The 20,581-nt window shown below is 67.7% G+C and carries 18 protein-coding genes and 1 pseudogene; 18 read left to right on the forward strand and 1 reads right to left on the reverse strand.

Annotated elements, in window-relative coordinates; genetic code table 11:
* Positions 1-266 precede the first annotated feature (266 nt).
* The 10 genes from EYW47_RS12185 (at position 267) to EYW47_RS12230 (ending at position 9,748) form a co-directional block, all read left to right on the forward strand.
* The gene (locus EYW47_RS12185) at positions 267-1,388 is read left to right on the forward strand and encodes an MlaE family ABC transporter permease (RefSeq protein ID WP_377785273.1); all 1,122 of its coding nucleotides are present in this window, start codon (positions 267-269) and stop codon (positions 1,386-1,388) included.
* A 50-nt stretch (positions 1,389-1,438) separates the two neighbouring features.
* A complete protein-coding gene (locus EYW47_RS12190; RefSeq protein WP_377785274.1) occupies positions 1,439-2,320 on the forward strand; it encodes an ABC transporter ATP-binding protein in 882 nt (293 codons plus the stop codon).
* A gap of 223 nt (positions 2,321-2,543) precedes the next feature.
* The gene (locus tag EYW47_RS12195) at positions 2,544-3,509 is read left to right on the forward strand and encodes an MlaD family protein (RefSeq protein WP_133195086.1); all 966 of its coding nucleotides are present in this window, start codon (positions 2,544-2,546) and stop codon (positions 3,507-3,509) included.
* A 220-nt stretch (positions 3,510-3,729) separates the two neighbouring features.
* Positions 3,730-4,362: an ABC-type transport auxiliary lipoprotein family protein gene (locus EYW47_RS12200; RefSeq protein ID WP_133195087.1), complete on the forward strand. Its 633-nt coding sequence runs from the start codon at positions 3,730-3,732 to the stop codon at positions 4,360-4,362.
* Between the two features lie 32 nt (positions 4,363-4,394).
* Positions 4,395-5,588, forward strand: a complete 1,194-nt coding sequence (locus EYW47_RS12205; RefSeq protein ID WP_240763654.1) for a VanZ family protein — start codon at positions 4,395-4,397, stop codon at positions 5,586-5,588.
* Between the two features lie 229 nt (positions 5,589-5,817).
* Positions 5,818-6,144 carry a (2Fe-2S) ferredoxin domain-containing protein gene (locus EYW47_RS12210; protein ID WP_133195088.1) on the forward strand — a complete coding sequence of 109 codons (327 nt, stop codon included), beginning with the start codon at positions 5,818-5,820 and terminating at the stop codon, positions 6,142-6,144.
* A 58-nt stretch (positions 6,145-6,202) separates the two neighbouring features.
* Positions 6,203-6,835 carry an alpha/beta hydrolase gene (locus EYW47_RS12215; RefSeq protein WP_133195089.1) on the forward strand — a complete coding sequence of 211 codons (633 nt, stop codon included), beginning with the start codon at positions 6,203-6,205 and terminating at the stop codon, positions 6,833-6,835.
* Positions 6,836-7,208: 373 nt separating this feature from the next.
* The gene (locus tag EYW47_RS12220; RefSeq protein WP_133195090.1) at positions 7,209-8,423 is read left to right on the forward strand and encodes a D-alanyl-D-alanine carboxypeptidase family protein; all 1,215 of its coding nucleotides are present in this window, start codon (positions 7,209-7,211) and stop codon (positions 8,421-8,423) included.
* On the forward strand, positions 8,424-9,419 hold the full coding sequence (locus tag EYW47_RS12225; protein WP_133195091.1) for a D-amino acid aminotransferase: 996 nt from the start codon (positions 8,424-8,426) through the stop codon (positions 9,417-9,419).
* A 29-nt stretch (positions 9,420-9,448) separates the two neighbouring features.
* Complete coding sequence (locus EYW47_RS12230) at positions 9,449-9,748, forward strand: DUF493 family protein (RefSeq protein ID WP_133195092.1); 300 nt, start codon at positions 9,449-9,451, stop codon at positions 9,746-9,748.
* Between the two features lie 163 nt (positions 9,749-9,911).
* Here the strand turns inward: EYW47_RS12230 and EYW47_RS12235 are convergent, their stop codons facing one another.
* Positions 9,912-10,889, reverse strand: coding sequence for a transcriptional regulator GcvA (locus EYW47_RS12235; RefSeq protein WP_133195093.1), 978 nt, complete (start codon positions 10,887-10,889; stop codon positions 9,912-9,914).
* A gap of 99 nt (positions 10,890-10,988) precedes the next feature.
* On the opposite strand from EYW47_RS12235, the gene EYW47_RS12240 reads away from it, so the two are divergent.
* The 8 genes and pseudogenes from EYW47_RS12240 to EYW47_RS12275 form a co-directional block, all read left to right on the forward strand.
* A complete protein-coding gene (locus EYW47_RS12240) occupies positions 10,989-11,315 on the forward strand; it encodes a DUF2917 domain-containing protein (RefSeq protein WP_133195094.1) in 327 nt (108 codons plus the stop codon).
* Between the two features lie 83 nt (positions 11,316-11,398).
* Complete coding sequence (lipB, locus tag EYW47_RS12245; protein WP_133195095.1) at positions 11,399-12,259, forward strand: lipoyl(octanoyl) transferase LipB; 861 nt, start codon at positions 11,399-11,401, stop codon at positions 12,257-12,259.
* Positions 12,260-12,273: 14 nt separating this feature from the next.
* Positions 12,274-13,278 carry a lipoyl synthase gene (gene lipA, locus EYW47_RS12250; protein ID WP_133195096.1) on the forward strand — a complete coding sequence of 335 codons (1,005 nt, stop codon included), beginning with the start codon at positions 12,274-12,276 and terminating at the stop codon, positions 13,276-13,278.
* Between the two features lie 253 nt (positions 13,279-13,531).
* Positions 13,532-14,629 carry a taurine ABC transporter substrate-binding protein gene (gene tauA, locus EYW47_RS12255; protein ID WP_133195097.1) on the forward strand — a complete coding sequence of 366 codons (1,098 nt, stop codon included), beginning with the start codon at positions 13,532-13,534 and terminating at the stop codon, positions 14,627-14,629.
* 32 nt (positions 14,630-14,661) lie between these two features.
* Positions 14,662-15,462, forward strand: coding sequence for a taurine ABC transporter ATP-binding protein (locus EYW47_RS12260; protein WP_133195098.1), 801 nt, complete (start codon positions 14,662-14,664; stop codon positions 15,460-15,462).
* 263 nt (positions 15,463-15,725) lie between these two features.
* Positions 15,726-16,502 carry an ABC transporter permease subunit gene (locus tag EYW47_RS12265; RefSeq protein WP_133195132.1) on the forward strand — a complete coding sequence of 259 codons (777 nt, stop codon included), beginning with the start codon at positions 15,726-15,728 and terminating at the stop codon, positions 16,500-16,502.
* Between the two features lie 473 nt (positions 16,503-16,975).
* The gene (locus EYW47_RS12270; RefSeq protein WP_133195133.1) at positions 16,976-18,262 is read left to right on the forward strand and encodes a dicarboxylate/amino acid:cation symporter; all 1,287 of its coding nucleotides are present in this window, start codon (positions 16,976-16,978) and stop codon (positions 18,260-18,262) included.
* A 292-nt stretch (positions 18,263-18,554) separates the two neighbouring features.
* Positions 18,555-20,420: pseudogene (locus EYW47_RS12275) on the forward strand (sensor histidine kinase); the annotation flags it as partial.
* Positions 20,421-20,581 lie beyond the last annotated feature (161 nt).

Below are 20,581 nucleotides of genomic sequence, written 5' to 3' on the forward strand. Positions count from 1 at the left end.
CAGGTTATCCACGGAATCATCCACAGGCACCGGCGTGGTGGATGCAGAGGGCATTGCGCCGATCCGTAGTCGGGGGTTACGTATTCCACAGCGCACCCACAGGCTGCCAACAGGTCATCCACAGAATTATCCACAGCGCGCCGGGGCGCAACCTGGGCTTTGCTCCAGCAGACGAATCGGTGCGCGCCCGGACCGCCGAAACGGGGCGCGTTCGTTACAATGATTGATCATTCCTCCCGCCCGAGCGCCCCGCCTTGACTCAAGAGATGCCGCCCGGCCTCGAAATCGCGGCCGGTTCCCACGGAAAGATCGTGCGCCTGTCCGGTCAATGGACCGCGCTGGCGCTCGCGCGCGACCGCGACAATGGCGGCGCGGCACGGCGCCTGCGCGCGCTCGTTGACGAGCGCATCGGGCAATGGGACCTCTCGCGCGTCGAGCGCATGGATCACGTGGGCGGCCAGGCGCTCTGGCGCGTCTGGGGCCACAAGCTGCCCGCCGATCTGGTGGCGCTCTCCGACACGCAGCGCGACATCTTCGAGCGCATCGCGCTGCTCGACTCGGTGCGCGAGCCGGCCGAGCGCGTGGTGCGCGTCGACCCCATCACCCGGCTGGGCCTCGCGATCTTCTCGTTTGGCGATCATCTGTACGGCGGGCTGGCGATGCTCGGGCGCGTGGTGCTCGATCTGCTCCTCGTCCTGCGCAAGCCGAAGGTCACGCCCTGGGTGGAGATCTCCGCGAACGTCTATAACGCAGGTACGCGCGCGCTGCCGATCACGGCGCTCGTCGCGTTTCTGATCGGCATCGTGTTGTCGTATTTGTCGGCGCAGCAGTTGCGCCTGTTCGGCGCGAACCAGTTCATCGTGAACATCCTGGGCCTCTCGGTGATCCGCGAGCTCGGGCCGGTGCTCTCGGCCATTCTGGTCGCCGGGCGCTCGGGCTCGGCCATCACCGCGCAGATCGGCGTGATGCGCGTGACCGAAGAGCTCGACGCGATGCGCGTGATGGGCATCTCGCACGGCCTGCGCCTGATCCTGCCGCGCGTGATCGCACTGGGCGTGGCCATGCCGCTGCTCGTGATGTGGACCGACATCATCGCGTTGCTGGGCGGCGCGCTCGCGGCCAAGGCCGTGCTCGGCATCGACATCTCGTACTTCATCCGCTCGCTGCCGAGCGTGGTGCCGATCGCGAACCTGTGGATCGGGCTCGGCAAGGGCGTGGCATTCGGTATGCTGGTGGCGATCGTCGGCTGCCACTTCGGCTTTCGCATCAAGGCGAACTCGCAAAGCCTCGGCGAAGGCACGACCACCTCGGTCGTGACTTCCATCACCATCGTGATCCTCGCCGACGCCGTGTTCGCCATCCTGTTTCAGAACGTGGGGCTGTCATGAGTACGACGGGCACGATCGGCACACGAGGCACGATGACTACGACCGGCACCTTGACTACGCCGCTCAAGGAGGTGGCCGAGGACTTGCCGCTGCCCGCCATCGGCGAGCCCATCATCGAGGTGCGCAATCTCAGCAAGCGCTATGGGCGCAACATCGTCCATCAGCATCTGAACCTGGACATCCGCCGCGGCGAGATCGTCACGATCGTGGGCGGCTCGGGCTCGGGCAAGACCACGCTCGTGCGCCAGATTCTCGGGCTGGAGCGGCCGACTTCGGGCACCATCAAGCTGTTCGGCGAAGACATCTCGACGATCGAGCCCGAGCGCGCCCGCCTCATGCGCACGCGCACGGGCATGCTGTTTCAGCACGGCGCGCTGTTCTCGTCGCTTTCGGTGTTCGACAACGTGGCGCAGCCGGTGCGCGAGCTCGGCAAGGTGCCGGCGGACCTGTTGCGCGACATCGTGATGCTCAAGCTCGAAATGGTCGGCCTGCCGTGCAAGCACGCCTCGAAGATGCCGGCCGCGCTCTCGGGCGGCATGGTCAAGCGCGTGGGCCTCGCGCGCGCGATCGTGCTGGAGCCGGAGCTGCTCTTTCTCGACGAGCCTACCGCCGGGCTCGACCCGCGCTCGTCGGACGAAGTGGTGGAGCTCATCAGCACGCTGCACCGCGCGCTTGGCCTCACCGTCGTGCTGATCACGCACGACCTCGACGCCATGGTCGCGCTCTCCACGCGTGTGGCCGTGCTCGCCGAGCGCAAGGTGCTGGTGGCGGCCCCGGTGGAGGAGGCCGCGTGCGTGGACGATCCGTTCATCCGCGAATATTTTTTGGGCATGCGCGGCCGGCGCGCACTGCAGGCGCTGCCGCCCGAGCGGCGCGCGAAGCTGCCGCCGGCCGCGTTTGCGCCGGCTTCAGTGGGCGCGAAGCCGTGTTGATGCGCGCTACGCGAGACTGCGCGCGTGAGCGCAAGCGCCGCGCCGCCGCGTCTGCGGCCGCGCTTGTCGTCGCGCTTGTGGCCGCACGGGTGGCAGCGCTTGTGCCAGCACTTGTGGCCGCATTCGTGGCCGCATTCGTGGCCGCGCTTGTGGCCGCGCTTGTGGCCACATTCGAAGCAGCGCGTGTGGCCGCTTTCGTGGCCGCCAACGAGGGAATCTGACGATGGAAAACAAAGCGCATGCGTTCTGGGCGGGCGCCTTCACGCTGGGTCTGCTGGCCGTGATCGCGTTTGCGGTCTTCTTCTTCAGCGCCGACCGTACCGTGCGCGTGCCGTACGACCTCATCTCGCGCAGCAATGTGACGGGGCTCTATCCCGACGCCGCCGTGCGCTATCGCGGGCTCGATGTCGGCAAGGTGCAGTCGATCAAATTCGATCCGAGCCACCCGGGGCAGATCCGCATCCGGGTGGTGGTCGACCAGAAAGCGCCGATGACGCGTTCCACCTTCGGCACGCTCGCGCTCCAGGGCGTGACGGGCATCGCGTTCGTGCAGCTCGACGACAATGGCCTCGATCTTTCGCCGCTGCCTTCTTCCGAGAAGCACGTGGCCGAGATTCCGCTGCGCCCGGGCCTGCTCGACCAGTTGCAGCGGCGCGGCGAAGCGCTCATGCGCAAGCTCGACAGCATTGCCGGCGACGTCGACGAGATGCTGAGCGAGGAGAACCGCAAGCAGATCATGGCGACCGTCGCGAGCCTGCAGCAGGCCGCGAGCAGCGCGAACACGCTTGCGCAGCAACTGCAGCCGACCACCCAGCGCCTGCCGGGCGCGGTCGCCGACCTGCAGAAGACGCTGCAATCGACCAATCAGCTGATCACGAGCCTGAACCGCCCGGACGGCCCGTTCCAGGCCAATCTGAACAAGGCCGGCACGGCGGCGGCCCAGGCCGGGCAGGCGCTGAGCTCCATCGATGCGTCGATCCAGCAGCTTTCGGCGCGCGTGGGCTACGACACGCTGCCGCGCGTCGACTCGCTGACCGACGACGTGCGCTCGGCGATGCGTTCGGTCGACAAGGCGGCGGGCGCCTTCAGCACGAGCCCGAGCAGCCTGCTGTTCGGCGGCGCGCCGGTGCCCGCGCCGGGGCCGGGCGAGCCGGGCTTCGCCTGGCCCGCCGGCGCGGGCGCGAAGTAGCGTTGCGGCCGGCGCCGGCCGCGCTGCCCGTGCAGCGTGCGCCGGCCGCGCCACGCCACGCCACGCATCGCAGGCGCTCGCGCTCGAGCGTGCGCGAGGTGAGCCGGAGCGCGGCGGCAAAGTCGGAATACGTTCGGCGCATCTGGGCCTTGGGCAGCTTTGGGGGCATCGAGGCAGGCAACAAGCGCCGCATGAGTCGCATCAACTGGAAGGAATCGCAATGTCACGCCAAGCCACTTCGTCACGCTCGCTTCTGAGGCTCTGCTGCGCCGCGCTCGCGGCGCTCGCCATCGGCACGCTGGCGGCGTGCGCCGGCAGATCCGCCGCGCTCTCCGATATCCGCTACGACCTCGGGCCGCAGCAGGAGGCGGTAGCTGCATCGCCGTCGCTGCCGCCGCTCAAGGTGCTCGAAGTGAGCGCGCCCCCGACACTCGACCACGAGGGCATTCTCTATCGCCTGAACGGCGACTCGCAGCGCTCGGGGCGCTACGCGGACAGCCGCTGGACGATGTCGCCCGCGCGCCTGCTCACGCAGCGCCTGCGCACCGCGCTCGCCTCGCGCGCCACCGTGCTCTCGGGCGCCGACGCCGTGCAGGCGCCCATGCTGAAAGTCGAACTCACGGAGTTCGAGCAGGTGTTCGACACGCCAACGCAAAGCGCCGGCGTGCTCGCCGCGCGCGCGACCCTCATGCAGGGCGGCAAGGTGATCGCGCAGCGCTCCTTCGTGGCGCGCGCACCCGCGAGCACGCCCGACGCCGCAGGCGGCGTAGCGGCGCTGCGCGCGGCGAGCGACGACTTCGCGGGCCAGATTGGCGCGTGGCTGGGCGCGCAGGCGTTCGCCGGCACGCCTTGAGAAACGCGGCGCCTGGCGCTTCGGAGCATGACGTGCCCGCGCCCGCCACGCCACCCGCGCCCGAAATACCGCCGCGCCAGCCCTCCACGCTTTCGCGCCAGACGTTTGTTCTTTACACCGCGCTGATCGTCTACGCCTCGTGGTATCCGTTCTCCGGCTGGCGCTCGCTCGGGCTCGGCCCCTTCGACTATCTCGGCGATCCCTTTCCGAAATACTGGACGGTCTTCGACGTCGTCACCAACGTGCTCGGCTACATGCCGTTTGGCGCGCTGGCCGTGCTCGCCGCCTGGCCGCGTTGCCGCGGCTTGCTGGCGATCGCGCTCGCCACACTGGGCGGCACGCTGCTGTCGGGCGCGATGGAGGCGGTGCAGACGTATTTGCCCACGCGCGTCGCCTCGAATCTCGACCTCACCACCAACGTACTCGGCGCGCTGCTGGGCGCGGCCGTTGCGGCGCCGGCCACTGGCGCGCTGCTCGAACGCGGCTTCCTGCGGCGGCTGCGCTTTCGCTGGTTCGAGCGCGACGCCGGCACGCTGATGGTGCTGGCTGCGCTCTGGCCGTTCGCGACAATGTTTCCCGTGCCGCGCCTGTTCGGCATGGGCGACTGGCCACGCGCGCTCTGGGAGCGCTTCGACGCATCGATGCAGGGCGCCGTGCTCGCCTGGGCGCCCGCCGCCTGGCAGCTGCGCGCCTGGCCCGACGCGCTGGCCGCGCGTCTGCCGGAGAGCGACTGGGAGGCGCTCATCACCGCGCTCAACCTGTTCGCCGCCGCCGCGTTCGCCTCGCTGCCGATGCGCGCTCGCGCGCCGCGTGCGCGGCTCATCGTGCTGCTGATCGTGACCACGCTCGCCGTGAAAGCGGGCGCGACCTTCCTGCAATCGCAAAGCGGTCTCTTGTTCGACTGGGCGACGCCCGGCGCGCTTGCGGGTCTCGCGTGGGGCACGCTTGCGGCTTTCGTCGCGCTGCGTCTGCCGCGCACGGCGCGCGCCGCCGCCGCAACGGTGGCGCTGGCCGTCTCGCTCGTGCTCGTGAATGTGCTGCCGGTGAGTCCCTATTTCGATGTTCTGCTCGCCGACTGGCGCCAGGGCCGCTATCTGCACTTCAACGGGCTGGCACGCTGGCTCGCGTGGACATGGCCCTGGGCGGCGCTCGGCTGGACGGCGTTCTCGCTGGAGCGCGCGTGGCTCGCGCGGCGCGCGCGCAGCCGGACGCGATCCGGCCGCTGAGGCGACCGACAAATGCTTTGACACGGCCCGCGATGCGCAGCGCCGTGGACTGCGTGCCGGCTTGCGCATGGCCTCCGATGGCGCGCGGAGCGTTCACGCCACGCTCGCTATAATCGACCGCATTGCACAGGCCACATCCCCACAACCGCATTGCATCGACCGCGCCGCGAGAAACGCGAGCCGTACGGCCCGCGCGCGGCGCCCGACACTTCTCCGGTAGCCCCCCGCCATGACTGATTCGTTCTATCAACACCATGTCTTTTTCTGCCTGAACCAGCGCGAGCCCGGCGCCGATCGTCCGAGCTGCGCGAACTGCAACGCGCAGGCGATGCAGGAATACGCGAAAAAGCGCGTGAAGGAGCTGGGCCTCGCGGGCCCTGGCAAGGTGCGCATCAACAAGGCCGGCTGCCTCGACCGCTGCGAGGAAGGTCCCACCGTCGTCGTGTACCCCGAGGGCACCTGGTACACCTATGTCGACGAGAGCGACATCGAGGAGATCGTCGTCTCGCATCTGCAGAACGGCCAGGTGGTCGAGCGCCTGAAGATCGACCGCTGAAGACCATCGAAAGAGCAACGCAAGGAACAACCCAGGGAACAACCCAAGAATCGCAACGATGAACGCACAAACCGAGAAATTCCACATCGACGGTCCCGTCGGCCAGATCGAATGCGCACTCGATAGACCCGACGCAGGCACGCCGGTGCGCGGCATCGCGCTCGTCGCACATCCGCATCCGCTCTTTGGCGGCACGATGGACAACAAGGTCGCGCAGACCCTCGCGCGCACGCTCGTGCAACTCGGCTACGTGACCTACCGTTCGAACTTCCGCGGCGTCGGCACGACGTCGGGCACGCACGACAATGGCATCGGCGAGCAGGACGACCTGCTCGAGCTCCTGCGCTACATGCGCGCGCAGCCGGGCCAGGCCGACATGCCGCTCGTGCTCGCGGGCTTCTCGTTTGGCACCTTCGTGCTCTCGCATGTCGCGAAGCGCTATCAGGAAGCGGGCGGGGCGATCGAGCGCATGGTGTTCGTCGGCACCGCGACAAGCCGCTGGGAAGTCGCGCCCGTGCGCGAGGACACGCTCGTGATCCACGGCGAGCTCGACGAGACCGTGCCGATTCTCTCGGTGTACGAATGGGCGCGGCCGCAAGAGTTGCCCATCGTCGTGATTCCGGGGGCGGAACACTTCCTGCATCGCAAGCTGCATATCCTCAAGCGCATCATCGTCGACGCCTGGCGCTGAACGGCGCACGCGGGGCGGGCGCACACACGGTGTCCGCGTCGCCCGCGTGGTCCATTGCAAGCCGCGCGTCGGTCGATCGCGAGCCAGACGAAGGAATACGTGAGCGCAATGCAAGCGCGCGGCAAAAACAAGCCAAAAACACGCGTCATGCGAGCGACATACGTGAAAAATGCGCGACAGGTAGGCGCAAACGTGTGCTCAGTTCGAAAAACGCCATCACGTGACGCGTATAATGGGCGGTCTTTTTTGCGCACCGCCGCGCCCGTTTTCGTTGTGTTCTGGCGTGTGAGCGAGGCGCCGCAGTTCGGCCCCCGACACGTGCGCCCCATGGCGCACAACGTTCTCCCGACCCCAATTCGCTCGACCTGAACCTATGCGTTTTCTCTCCTCCGGCCAGCAATCCTCCTTCGTCTCTTCCTCCATCGTGCGCAAAGTCACGCTCGGCGCGTTGCTGCCCGCCACGCTCCTCGCGAGCGCGACGGCCTTCGCGCAGGTGCCGCCGCCCGCGGTGAACGCGCGCTCGTGGGTGCTCGTGGACGCCACCGCGAACCAGGTGCTCGCCTCGGGCAACGCCGACGAGCGCGTCGAGCCGGCCTCGCTCACGAAGCTGATGACGGCGTATCTCGTCTTCGAGGCGCTGCAGACGAAGAAGATCACGATGGACCAGATCGTCACGCCGAGCGAAGCCGTGCGCCGCGTGAAGAACGACGAATCGCGCATGTTCATCGAGGCGGACAAGCCGGTCTCGGTGCACGATCTCGTCTACGGCATGATCATCCAGTCGGGCAACGACGCGGCCATCGCGCTGGCGGAGCTCGTGGGCGGCAGCGAGGCGAACTTCGTCAACATGATGAACGCCGAGGCGCAGAAGCTCGGCATGGCGCATACGCATTTCGCCGACGTGAACGGCATGCCCGACCCGAATCACTACACGACGGCCGGCGACCTTGCCACGCTCTCCGCGCACCTGATCCGCGACTATCCCGAGTACTACAGCATCTTCTCGGAGAAGGAGTTCACGTATAACAAGATCAAGCAGCCGAACCGCAACCGCCTGTTGTGGATCGACCCGACCGTCGACGGCCTGAAGACCGGTCACACGAAGGCCGCGGGCTACTGCCTGATCGCCTCGGCCAAGCGTCCGCTCGCGGGCGGCGGCAACCGCCGTCTCGTGTCCGTGGTGATGGGCGAGCAGAAAGAGCGCGATCGCACGCAGGACAGCATGAAATTGCTGAGCTACGGCTATAGCGCCTACGACACCACGCGCATCTACGCGGCCAACCAGGCCGTTGCCACGCCGCGTGTCTACAAGGGCGCGCTGGACGCCGTCAAGGTGGGCGTGAAGAAGGATCAATACGTCACGCTGCCCAAGGGCGCCGCCGACAAGGCCAAGCCGCAGATCGAGATCACCAGCCCGCTGATCGCGCCGTTCGCGGACGGCCAGCAGGTCGGCACGGCGAAGTTCGTCGGCGCGGACGGCAAGGTGCTCACGCAGTTCCCGCTCGTCGCGCTCCAGCCGGTGCCGCAAGCGGGCATCGCGGGCCGCGTGTGGGATTCGCTCATGCTCATGTTCAACAAGAAGAAGTAAATGAACGCGCCGACCTCGACTTCGAATCCGCATTCGGGTGAAGCCGCAGAGCCCATCGTCTGGCTCAACGGCGAGCTCACGCCGCTCTGCGAAGCGCGCGTGCCGGTGCTCGACCGTGGCTTCATCTTCGGCGACGGCATCTACGAAGTGGTACCCGTCTATGCGCTCGAAGCCGAGGGCGCCGAGCCCGGCGCGGGCAAGCTGCGCGTGCCGTTTCGCATCGCGCAGCACCTCGCGCGGCTCGCGCGTTCGCTGGACAAGGTCGGCATTGCGAATCCGTTTGACGAGGCCGGCTGGCGCGCGCTCATCGCGCGTGTGATCGAGGCCAACGAGGCGGCCGGGGCGCTCGCGCGCGACGCGCACGCGAACGTCTACCTGCAGGTGACGCGCGGCGTCGCGAAGCGCGGCCACGCGTTCCCGGCGGGCGTGACGCCCACCGTGCTCGTGATGGCCAATCCGCTCGTGATGCCCGGCGCCGCGCAGCGCGCGAGCGGCGTGGCCTGCGTCACGGCCGAGGACCGCCGCTGGCTCAATTGCGACATCAAGTCGACCTCGCTGCTCGGCAACGTGCTGATGGCGCAGAACGCGGCGGAGCACGGCGTGTTCGAGACGATCCAGTTGCGTGATGGCTGGCTGACCGAAGCGTCGTCGTCGAATGTGTGGGTCGTGAAGGACGGCGCGCTCTATGCGCCGCCGCGCAGCAACAAGATTCTCGAAGGCATCCGCTACGGGCTCGTCGAGGAGCTGGCGCAGGAATGCGGGATTCGCTTCGAAGCGCGCGAGATCGACGAAGCGGCGCTGCGCGCCGCCGACGAGCTGCTCGTAACTTCGGCCACCAAGGAGATCCTGCCGGTGGTCGAGCTCGACGGGCAGGGCGTGGGCAGCGGCAAGCCGGGCCCGGTCTATGCCGCCCTCTACGAGGCTTATCAGCGTGCGAAAGCGCGCGAGGCGCGCGCGGTGTTCGCGGCGCGTGAAGCTCTGGCGGCTTGCAAGTAAGCCGAGGCTTCGCTACAGGAAGTGGAAATATGACTGCATCTGAACTGAATGGCGGCGCTCAGGCGAGCGCAAAAGAATCCCTGATCGAATTCCCCTGCGATTTCCCCATCAAGGTGATGGGCAAGACGCATCCGGAGTTTCAGGACACCATCGTCGCGGTGCTGCGCGAATTCGATGGCGACTTCGACACGGCGACCATCGAATCGCGTCCGTCGAGCGGCGGCAACTACACGGGCCTCACTGTGACCGTGCGCACCACGAGCCAGGCCCATCTCGACGATATCTATCGCGCGCTCACCGGGCATCCGATGGTGAAGATCGTGCTGTAACGCGCGCCGAGGCTTGTGCGCGCGTGTTCCCGCAAGGGCTGCTTTCGGGCGGCCCTTTTCGCATCTGCGCGTTGATGCGCTTCGATGCGCGTTGATGCGCCGTTGATGCTCCGCCGATGCGTTGCCTTCGTGTGCGGCGCCAGGCGCGATCCGCTCTGCGCAATCAGAGCGCGTCGTCTTCGCGCACGCGCAGCGCCGCGGCGGCGGCCGTCATGAGCGGGCCCGCCTCGCAAGCGTCTTCATACAGCCTGCGAAAGCGCGCGACCTCGTCGAACACCCAGTTGCGAAATGCCTGCACGCGCTCGGTCTCGAGGCGCTGCGGCGTGCAGATGAAGTAGTAGCGCCACGGGCTTGGCCCGTCGACGTCCTTGAAGAGCCGCACGAGCCGGCCGCGGGTGATCTCGTGCATGGCCAGCGAGCGCCGCACGAGCGCGATGCCCTGGCCGTCCATGGCGGCCTGCAGCAGATTCGACGAATCCTGATAGAGCACGCCGCGCTTGGGCTCGGTCATGTCCTGCATGCCGGCGGCGTCGAACCAGGGGCGCCAGAGCTCGTCGTCGGAACGCAATAGCGGCAGCTTCGCAAGCTCGCGCGGATCCTCGGGCAGCTTGCCGCCGTTGAAGTCCGGCGAGCACGCGGGGAAGAAGATCTCGTCGAGCAGCAGCTCGGCGTGCAGCCCCGGATAGTGGCCGTAGCCGAAGCGCACGCCCACGTCGACGTCGTCGCGCGCGAAGTCCACCAGCGAGTTCGTCGACTGCAGCTCGACGTCCCATTGCGGATGAGCTTCGATGAAGCGGCCGATGCGCGGCGTGACCCAGCGCGCGGCAAACGACGAGAGCATCGACACCACGAGGCGCCGGTCGCGGTCGCCCGCGCGGATCTCCTGGGTGGCGAGCGCCAGTTGCGTGAGGGCGTCGCGCACCTGGCCCGCGTAGCGGCGGCCCGTATCGGTGAGGCGCACGCGCTTGCCGTCGCGGGCAAAGAGCGCGATGCCGAGCTCGCCTTCGAGGGCGCGAATCTGGTGGCTGACCGCGCCGTGCGTGACGAACAACTCGTCGGCGGCGCGCGAGAAGCTTTCGTGGCGGGCGGCGGCCTCGAACGCCTTGAGGGCGTTGAGCGCGGGAAGCTGGCGCATGTCCATCGTAATTTTTCTCACATAGCCGTGAAAATTGATCGTTTTGCCCGATCCCTTGCTGCGTCTACGATTGTAGCCATTGGTGCAGGACTTTCGGAGGCGAAAATGAGAGAGATTTCTTCGGATATCACTTTTGAGGTTGGAGCGGATCAAGTCGCTTCGGTGCGGGTGGCGCGCAGCACGCGGCTGACCGTGCGCTGCGGCGCGGTCTGGGTCACGCGCAGCGACGACACCGCCGACTACTGGCTCGAGCCTGGCCACACGCTGCGGCTGCGGCGCGGCGAGCGCCTGTGGATTGGCGCCGAGCAGGGCGGGGCGGCCTGGGTGGCGTTCGCGACACCCGCGCGCGTGAGCGAGCGCGTGGTCGATTGGGCCACGCGTCTCGCGGCGCGCTGGGGCATCCATGCACGCGACGGGTGGCGGACGGTTTGAGCGGCCCGGGTGTGGTTAGTGTGGTTTAAGGTGGCTCAAGGGGCTCGGCGCGCTTGTCCTGAATTAGGTAAACTTCGGGGATCATGTGCGCCACCCCGGTTTCAGTCCCCCCAGTTTCATCCGACCCCGTCTTGCCGGGCGAGCGCTTCGCGTCGCCCATCGTGCGCTGGCGCGGCAACGAGGCCTACGAGGCGAGCTTCGACGCCATGCGCGAATTCACCGCGCAGCGCGACGCGCAAACGCCTGACGAACTCTGGCTCGTCGAACATCCCCCTGTCTTCACGCTCGGCCAGGCCGGCAAGCCCGAACATCTGCTCATCGCCGACAGCGGCATTCCGCTCGTCCAAATCGACCGCGGCGGCCAGATCACGTACCACGGGCCGGGCCAGGTCGTGGCGTATCTGTTGCTCGATCTCCGGCGGCGCAAGCTGATGGTGCGCGAGCTCGTCACGCTCATCGAGCAGGCCGTGATTGAAACATTGGCGGCGTATAATCTCGCGGGCGAGCGCAAGGCGGGTGCCCCCGGAATTTACGTGCCAGAAGGCGCATCCGGGCCCAGCGCCGCGCATGCGGGCGCCAAGGTTGCGGCGCTCGGACTGAAGATCAGCCACGGCTGCAGCTACCACGGCGTGAGCCTGAACGTCTCGATGGACTTGAGCCCGTTCCTCGCGATCAATCCGTGCGGCTACGCAGGCCTCGAAACCGTCGACATGGCCACGCTGGGTGCACCGGCGTCGTGGCACGACGTGGCCGCCACGCTGGCGGCCCGGCTCGAGGCGAATCTCGCCGCGCATTGGGATTCGACCCTCGCGGCAACTATTTCGGTGGCCGAAGCGGCCGCCTCGGACCCTTCAGCCGAAGCGGCTGAAAAGGAAACGGCCGCATCGGCGGCAGTAAGCGGGCAACCGCATCAACCGCAGGCCGGCGTTACCCCGGCGGCCTGACTGGATCGAAACGAATGACTGACGTAACCGCGAACTCCGCTGCTAATCCTGCCGCAGGCACTCCCGCCGACGCCGTCCCCTACGACGCCACCGCGAAACAGAAGGCGCAGGCCAAGACCTCGCGCATTCCGATCAAGGTCATTCCCATCGAGAAGCTCAAGAAGCCCGAGTGGATCCGCGTGAAAGCGGCCACCGGCAACTCGCGCTTCTACGAGATCAAGAGCATCCTGCGCGAGCACAACCTGCACACGGTGTGCGAAGAGGCGAGCTGCCCGAACATCGGCGAATGCTTCGGCAAGGGCACCGCGACGTTCATGATCATGGGCGACAAGTGCACGCGCCGCTGCCCGTTCTGCGACGTCGGCCACGGCCGCCCCGATCCGCTCGATCCGGACGAGCCGGCGAACCTCGCGCGCACCATCGGCGCGCTCAAGCTCAAGTACGTCGTGATCACGAGCGTGGACCGCGACGACCTGCGTGACGGCGGCGCCGGCCACTTCGTCGAATGTATCCGCCAGGTGCGCGAGCAGTCGCCGGAAACGCGCATCGAAATTCTCACGCCTGACTTCCGTGGCCGCCTGGACCGCGCGATTTCGATTCTCAACGCTGCGCCGCCCGATGTGATGAACCACAACCTCGAAACGGTGCCGCGACTCTACAAGGAAGCGCGCCCAGGTTCGGACTACGCGCACTCGCTCAAGCTCCTGAAGGACTTCAAGGCGCTGCATCCTGAAGTCGCGACCAAGTCGGGCCTGATGGTGGGCCTTGGCGAGACCCCGGAAGAGATTCTTCAGGTCATGCGCGACCTGCGCGAGCACGACGTCGACATGCTGACGATCGGCCAGTATCTGCAGCCTTCCGAGCATCACCTGCCGGTGCGCGAGTACGTGCACCCCGACACGTTCAAGATGTATGAGGAAGAGGCCTACAAGATGGGCTTCACGCATGCGGCCGTTGGCGCGATGGTGCGCTCGAGCTATCACGCCGATGTGCAGGCGCATGGGGCTGGCGTGGTCTGATCAGCCGCCGCCGTATCGCACGTAAAGGGCCCGCTGAAAAGCGGGCTTTTTTTCGTCCGCTGCATCCAGTTGGGGACGCCCAGTCGGCGACGCCCAGTCGGGGACGCCTAGTCCGGCACCATCCACTCCCGCACGAAAAGCAATGCTCCAGCGCCGTCATTAGCTATCGCGGATAAATTAGAACCGCGCGCCGCCAGACTCCCTATAGTCGGAACCTTCCTTCACTCGAACGTCGTTCCGCCGGAGTCTCCCGATGAGCCATCGCGTCCTCTCTTCACCGCACCGTGCGCGCGCCCACGCCTTCGAGCGCGTGAGCGCCGCGCGCCGTTCTCGTGCGCTCATCGCCGCGCTTGCCGCGGCTAGCGCGTTGCTGGCCGCCGCGTTCGCCGCGCCGCGCGCCAACGCCGAAACGCACGAGGTCGTAATCGCGTATCAGGACATGGTGGTGCCATGGCGCTACGCGCAGGCCACGGGTGCACTCGAGCAGGCAACCGGCTACAAGGTCACCTACCGCAAGCTCGCGAGCGGCGCCGACGTAATCCGCGCGCTCGCCTCGGGTTCCGTGCAACTCGGCGAGGCCGGCTCGAGCCCCATCGCGGCAGGCCTCTCGCAGGGCGTGAACCTCTCGCTCTTCTGGATCCTCGATAACATCAACGATGCCGAAGCGCTCGTCGCGCGCGACGGCTCGGGCGTGACGAGCGTCGCGGGCCTCAAGGGCAAGACCATCGGCGTGCCGTATGTGTCGACGTCGCACTTTCACACGCTCGTCGCGCTGCAGAACGCGGGCGTGGATCCCGCCGCGGTGAAGATCGTCAACCTGCGTCCGCCCGAGGTCGCGGCGGCGTGGCAGCGCGGCGACATCGACGCGACGTATATCTGGGACCCCGTGCTCGCGAAGGTGAAGAAGAACGGCAAGGTGCTGATCACGTCGGGGCAGGTGGCGAGAGCCACGGGCAAGGCGACCTTCGACGGCTTCGTCGCCGATCGGCGATTTGCCAAGGATAACGAAGCATTCATCGCGAAGTTCGTGCAGGTGCTGGCCGCCGCCGATGCCGACTACAGCGCGCACCGGGCCGGCTGGAACGCCGCGTCGCCACAGGTGCAGGCCGTGGCGAAGGTGTCCGGCGCGAACCCGCAGGACGTACCGGCGAGCCTCGCGCTCTATGCCTTCCCGACGCCTGCCGAGCAGGCCTCGAAGACGTGGCTCGGCGGCGGCGCGCAATCGGGTGCGGCCCAGTCGCTGCTCGCGACCGCGACCTTCCTCAAGGCGCAGGGCACGATCCAGAGCGTGCTGCCCGATTACTCGGTGGGCGTCGATCCGCAATTCGTCCAGCGCGCCGCCGCGCACTGACGCATCGACCGGATACGCAAAGGAGGGCACCGATGAGCACGCTGGAGATCCGCGATCTGAGCGTCGTCTACGAGGGCGCGCACCGGGGCGGCGCGCCGAACGTGGCGCTCGCCAACGTCAATCTCGACGTGGCGAGCGGCGAGTTCGTGGTCGCGCTCGGCGCCTCGGGTTGCGGCAAGACCACGCTGTTGAACTGCATCGCGGGCTTTGTCGACCCCGCGCAGGGTGAAGTGCGCGTGAACGGCGCGCGCGTCGCCGGCCCGGGGGCGGAGCGCGGCGTCGTGTTCCAGAAGCACGCGCTGCTGCCGTGGCTCGACGTGCTCGATAACGTCGCGCTCGGCCTGCGCTTTCGGCGCGTGCCAAAGGCCGAGCGCGAGCGCATCGCGCGCGAGCAGCTCGCGCTCGTCGGGCTCGAGGACCACGCGCGCTCGCGCGTCTACGCGCTCTCGGGCGGCATGCAGCAGCGTGTGGGCATTGCGCGCGCCCTCGCGAGCGACCCCGAAGTACTGTTGATGGACGAGCCGATGGGCGCGCTCGACGCCATGACGCGCGAGTCGGTGCAGACGCTCGTGCTCGACGTCTGGGCGCGCACGCGCAAGACGGTGTTCTTCATCACGCACAGCGTCGAGGAGGCGCTCTTTCTCGCGACGCGCGTAGTGGTGATGACGCCGGGGCCCGGCCGCATCGAGCACGAGTACGAAGTGCCGTTCGCGCGGCGCTATCTGCGCACGCGTGATGCCCGCGCGGTGAAGTCGTCACCCGATTTCATCGAATGGCGCGAGCGGCTCGTGCGGTTGCTGCATGCCGATGCCGGCGAGCCGGCGCTGTCGTGACCTTGGCGCGACGCGCGCAGGGGGGCGAACTTGCTGAATATGTTGAGAGGAAAGGTGAAATCATGAGCGTGCCGCAGGAATCGCTTGGGGACGTCGCGTTGACGGCGAGCGGGATTGGGGCATTCGATGCCGCCGTGGCCGCAGTCCAGGCCGAAGCGCTGGCGGGGTCTTCGGATCGTGCGCGGGTGGCATCCGCCGGCCGGGGCGCGTCCATCGATCTCCCGCGGACCACGCCCGCCGCTCGGCGCGCGAGCGTCCGCCGCATGCCCGGCGAAGGTCCGACCGCTGCGCTGAGCACCGCCTCGGTGGCCGCGCTCGCGCTGCTCTGGTGGCTGGCCACGCATCTGCACTGGCTGCCGCCGCTGTTCCTGCCCACGCCCGAGGCCGTCTGGCAGGCTTTCGTCGATGCCTGGCACGGCCGCATCCAGGGCGGCCTGCCGCTTTCCGAACACCTGTTCTGGAGCACGCTGCGCGTGTTCGGCGCGTTCGCGCTCGCGGCCGTGACGGCGATCCCCGTCGGCATTTTGATGGGCGTGTCGCGCGTTGCGCGCGGCTTGCTCGATCCGCCGCTGGAGTTCTACCGGCCGCTGCCGCCGCTCGCCTACCTGCCGCTCGTGGTGATCTGGTTCGGCATCGACGAAACGGCCAAGCTCGTCGTGATCTGGCTCGCCTGCTTCGCGCCCATCGCCATGGCGGCGCGCGCCGGCGCGAAGAGCGCCAGCGTCGAGCAACTGCGCGCGGCGGCCTCGCTCGGCGGCAGCTTCGCGCAGATCGTGCGTTTTGTCGTGCTGCCCGCCGCGCTGCCCGAGATCCTCACCGGCCTGCGCATCGCCATCGGCTTTGGCTGGACCACGCTCGTTGCCGCGGAGATGGTGGCCGCCACGGCGGGCCTCGGCCAGATGGTGCTCAACGCGTCGAGCTTCCTGCGCACCGACGTCGTGGTGATGGGCATCGTGGTGATCGGCCTGATTGCCTGGGGCTTCGATCTCGGCATGCGCGCGCTCGAGCGTCGCCTCGTGCCGTGGAAGGGGCGCGGCTGAAGTTGTGCGTCCCGAGCCGGGCGTCCTGAACCGGGCGCCCTGAACCGGGCGTCCTGAGCTGGGTGTCCTGAACTGGGCGTCCCGTGCCGGGCGCCCCAAGCTGGGCGTCCCAAGCTGGGCGCCCCTAACTGCGCGCCTTCGGTCCGAGGGCGCGCAGCGTGCGGTTTCCTCTCCGTTCTCCTTTTCCTCCCCCATTCCGGAAACCCGGACGCCACCGGGCCGCATTTCTGGAAAACCAGATTCCCCGCACTTATTCGAGACAAAAAAGCCTTGTAAATCAAGGCTGAAGGCGTTCTGCATTGCTGGCATCAACCTTGCGAAATAGAGAGCGCGCGGCTACCCTGGCCGCGACAAAAAAACAGCAGCTTTGGAGACAGCCGATGTCCGATCCCTACGTCCGGTTTCGCTGATCCCCCCGTTTCGACCTGTCGCGGCCCTGCGTGGCCATCGACTCAACCTATTTGCGGGATTCAATCGTGAAGAAACCTCTGCACAAAGTCCTTTACGTCCAGGTGATCGTGGCGATCGTCATCGGCGTGGTTCTCGGCCACTACTGGCCGGACATCGGCATCGACATGAAGCCGCTCGGCGACGCCTTCATCAAGCTCATCAAGATGGTGATCGGGCCGATCATCTTCTGTACCGTCGTGACCGGCATCGCCGGCATGGAGGACATGAAGAAGGTCGGCCGCGTGGGCGGCAAGGCGCTGCTCTACTTCGAGATCGTCTCGACCTTCGCGCTGCTGCTCGGCCTCGTTGCCACGCACTTGCTCAAACCGGGCGCGGGCTTCAACGTCGACGTCCACACGCTCGACGGCAAGGCCGTGGCGGCCTACGCGGCGAAGGCGCACGGCCAGAGCACCGTCGACTTCCTGATGCACATCATTCCGGACACGATGTTCTCGGCGTTCGCGCAAGGCGAGATCCTGCAGATCCTGCTCATCGCGCTGCTGTTCGGCGCGGTGCTCGCGCAACTGGGCGAGCGCGGCCGCGTGGTGACCGAGTTCATCGACAGCGTCTCGGGCGTGCTGTTCGGCGTCGTCAAGATCGTCACGAAGCTCGCACCGATCGGCGCGTTCGGCGCGATGGCCTTCACCATCGGCAAGTACGGCGTCGGCTCGCTCGTGCCGATGCTCAAGCTGATCGGCACGTTCTATCTGACCTCGATCGTGTTCGTGCTGGTGGTGCTCGGCGCGATCGCGCGCTTCACCGGCTTCTCGATCATCCGCTTCGTTGCCTACATCAAGGAAGAGTTGCTGATCGTGCTGGGCACGAGCTCGTCGGAGTCGGCGCTGCCGCAGCTCATGCAGAAGCTCGAGCGCCTCGGCTGCTCGCGCTCGGTGGTGGGTCTCGTGGTGCCCACGGGCTATTCGTTCAACCTCGACGGCACCAACATCTACATGACGATGGCGGTGCTCTTCATCGCCCAGGCGACCAACACCGACCTCACGTGGACCCAGCAGCTCACGCTGCTTGCGGTGACCATGCTCACCTCGAAGGGCGCGAGCGGCGTGACCGGCGCGGGCTTCATCACGCTCGCGGCCACGCTTGCCGTGGTGCCGACCATCCCGCTTTCGGGCATGGTGCTGATCCTCGGCATCGACCGTTTCATGAGCGAGTGCCGCGCGCTCACCAACATCGTCGGCAACGGCGTGGCGACGGTCGTGGTCTCGGCATGGGAGAAGGAGCTCGACCGCAACAAGCTGCGCGCCGCGCTTTCTGGCCAGGCCGAAGAAGTGAAGGAGAGCGCGGGCGCGTAAGCCCGTGCGTTTGAGCCCGTGCGGCGGCGCGGTGCGCAAGGCGGCGGTGGCCGCCGCGCCGGGCCGCCGCCGCTCGCAAGGCCTGCTGTACCCGCTGTATCTGCTTTCGCGGCGCGCGCCGCCGGGCGGCGCCCGCTGCTTTCCCCGCGTCTGCGGTGGCGATCCGCCCGCCTGTTGCCGTTCCGTTGTCCCCAGCCTTATCCCCGGCGCGTTCCCTTTCTCACCGTAGGCCGCCTCGCGCGGTTAGCGTGTGCCACAATTCCAGCCATCCCCGCACGATCATCCGGAAGCCTCATTCGTGACGCGCCGTCTCATCCTGTTGTTCGCGCTCGCCGTCGGGCTCGCGGCGGTGTGCATGCTCGCGTGGTCGCTCGCCTGGCAGACTGGCGTCGACGCGCTGCGCCGCAACGCGGCCGTGCGCAACGACCGCACGACCGCCGCGCTCAAGAGCACGCTCGAGCGCTACGAGTCGCTGCCGTATCTGGTGGGCGCGCATCCGCTCGTGCAGGACGTGCTCGCCGATCCGAAAGCCGACTGGGTGGCGCAGGCGAACCGCTATCTCGAGGACGTGAACCGCCATGCGCGCGCCACCACGACCTACATCATCCGCGCCGACGGCCTGTGCATCGCCGCGAGCAACTGGCGCGGGCAAGACAGCTTCGTGGGCGTGGAGTACCGCTTTCGGCCGTACTTCATCGAGGCGGCGAAGGGCGGCGTGGGGCGTTTCTTCGGCATCGGCACGATCTCGCACGATCCGGGCTACTACATTTCGCAACCGGTGCGGCGCAACGGCAAGATCGTCGGCGTGGCCGTGGTCAAGCTCAATCTCGAATGGTTTCCGGGCTCGGATACTTCCGAGCCGCTGCTCGTCACCGACGATCACGGCGTGATTTTTCTCTCCTCGGTGAGCGCTTGGAAGTACCGCACGGTGCGCCCGCTGCCGGCGGACGTGGTGGCGTCCATCGACGAGACGCGCCAGTACGCGCGCCAGGACATCGCCCCGTTGCCCGTGAGCGTGGAGCGCGTGCTGGAGGGCGGCGCCGATATCGTGCGCATCGGCAGTGGGCTGCGCGCCCCGCGTTATCTCGAGACGCGTCGCGGGCTCGGCGAACCGGACTGGCACCTGGTGACGATGTCGCCGGTCGATCCGGTGCTGGACGCGGCGCGCAACGCGACGATCATGACGGGCTTCGGCTACGTCTCGCTGTGCCTCGTGGCGTTCTACTGGCGCATGCGCCGCGCGCGCGTGCGGGAGGTGCTGCGCAGCCGCGCGATGCTGCAAAAGGCCTATGCCATGCTCAACGACCGCGTGGCCGAGCGCACCGCCGATCTTTCGCAGGCCAACGAGCGGCTGCAGCGCGAGGTGGCCGAGCGCACGCGCACGGAAGCGGAGTTGCGCGCGACCCAGGACGAGCTGATTCAGGCGAGCAAGCTTGCGGCGCTCGGGCAGATGGCGGCCGGCATCACGCACGAGCTGAACCAGCCGCTCGCGGCGCTGCGCAGCTTCTCCGACAACACCCGCGTGTTTCTGGAGCGCGGCCAGTACGATGCGGCGCACGAGAATCTGGAGGCGATTGGCTCGCTCACCGAGCGCATGGGCAAGATCGTCAATCAGCTCAAGCTCTTCGTGGGACGCGCGAAGCCGAAGAGCCAGCGCTCGAGCGTGGCGCGTGCGTTGCGCAACGCGCTTGCGCTGCTCGGCAAGCGCCTCGAAGGCGTGGGTGTGGCGCTCACCCTCACCGATGGCGACGCCGCGAGCGCGCCGCTCGACCCGCACGGCGAGTATCCCGAGCTGGTTGCGCAGTGCGACGACCTGCGGCTCGAACAGGTGCTCATCAACCTGATCGGCAATGCGCTCGACGCGGTGGCGGGGATGAGCGCGCCGCGCATCGCCATCGACGTGCGCGCGCTTCCCGCGACGATCGAGATCGCCGTGTGCGACAGCGGGCCCGGCATCCCCGCCGACGTCATGCCGCGCCTGTTCGAGCCGTTCTTCACGACCAAGGAGATGGGGCAGGGGCTGGGCCTTGGGCTTGCGATCTCCTCGTCGATCGCGCGCGACTGCGGCGGCTCGCTCGCGGCGCACAATGCGGCGGATGGCGGTGCCTGCTTCGTGCTGACGTTGCGCCGCACCCGCGTGAACGCGGCGCACGCGGCCACCAACGCAAGCCCGACCTCGCCCGCCGATGGGCAAACGTCGGGAAACGCAACGACGGGCAACTCGATGCCGGGAAACACCTCGACGGGAAACGCAACGACGGGAAACCGGTCGCCGGGAAACCCAACGGCGCCTGCGAACGGCGTGCGCCACTGAAATAA

This window comes from Paraburkholderia silviterrae (genome assembly GCF_004353915.1).
Lineage (GTDB): Bacteria > Pseudomonadota > Gammaproteobacteria > Burkholderiales > Burkholderiaceae > Paraburkholderia > Paraburkholderia silviterrae.

Excerpts from the sequence above, each read along its gene's own strand:
- EYW47_RS12185 (WP_377785273.1), top strand. The coding sequence starts at position 267 with ATGCCGCCCGGCCTCGAAATCGCGGCCGGTTCCCACGGAAAGATCGTG.
- EYW47_RS12195 (WP_133195086.1), top strand. The coding sequence starts at position 2,544 with ATGGAAAACAAAGCGCATGCGTTCTGGGCGGGCGCCTTCACGCTGGGT.
- EYW47_RS12200 (WP_133195087.1), top strand. The coding sequence starts at position 3,730 with ATGTCACGCCAAGCCACTTCGTCACGCTCGCTTCTGAGGCTCTGCTGC.
- EYW47_RS12210 (WP_133195088.1), top strand. The coding sequence starts at position 5,818 with ATGACTGATTCGTTCTATCAACACCATGTCTTTTTCTGCCTGAACCAG.
- EYW47_RS12215 (WP_133195089.1), top strand. The coding sequence starts at position 6,203 with ATGAACGCACAAACCGAGAAATTCCACATCGACGGTCCCGTCGGCCAG.
- EYW47_RS12220 (WP_133195090.1), top strand. The coding sequence starts at position 7,209 with ATGCGTTTTCTCTCCTCCGGCCAGCAATCCTCCTTCGTCTCTTCCTCC.
- EYW47_RS12225 (WP_133195091.1), top strand. The coding sequence starts at position 8,424 with ATGAACGCGCCGACCTCGACTTCGAATCCGCATTCGGGTGAAGCCGCA.
- EYW47_RS12230 (WP_133195092.1), top strand. The coding sequence starts at position 9,449 with ATGACTGCATCTGAACTGAATGGCGGCGCTCAGGCGAGCGCAAAAGAA.
- EYW47_RS12235 (WP_133195093.1), bottom strand. The coding sequence starts at position 10,889 with ATGGACATGCGCCAGCTTCCCGCGCTCAACGCCCTCAAGGCGTTCGAG.
- EYW47_RS12240 (WP_133195094.1), top strand. The coding sequence starts at position 10,989 with ATGAGAGAGATTTCTTCGGATATCACTTTTGAGGTTGGAGCGGATCAA.
- lipB (WP_133195095.1), top strand. The coding sequence starts at position 11,399 with ATGTGCGCCACCCCGGTTTCAGTCCCCCCAGTTTCATCCGACCCCGTC.
- lipA (WP_133195096.1), top strand. The coding sequence starts at position 12,274 with ATGACTGACGTAACCGCGAACTCCGCTGCTAATCCTGCCGCAGGCACT.
- tauA (WP_133195097.1), top strand. The coding sequence starts at position 13,532 with ATGAGCCATCGCGTCCTCTCTTCACCGCACCGTGCGCGCGCCCACGCC.
- EYW47_RS12260 (WP_133195098.1), top strand. The coding sequence starts at position 14,662 with ATGAGCACGCTGGAGATCCGCGATCTGAGCGTCGTCTACGAGGGCGCG.
- EYW47_RS12265 (WP_133195132.1), top strand. The coding sequence starts at position 15,726 with ATGCCCGGCGAAGGTCCGACCGCTGCGCTGAGCACCGCCTCGGTGGCC.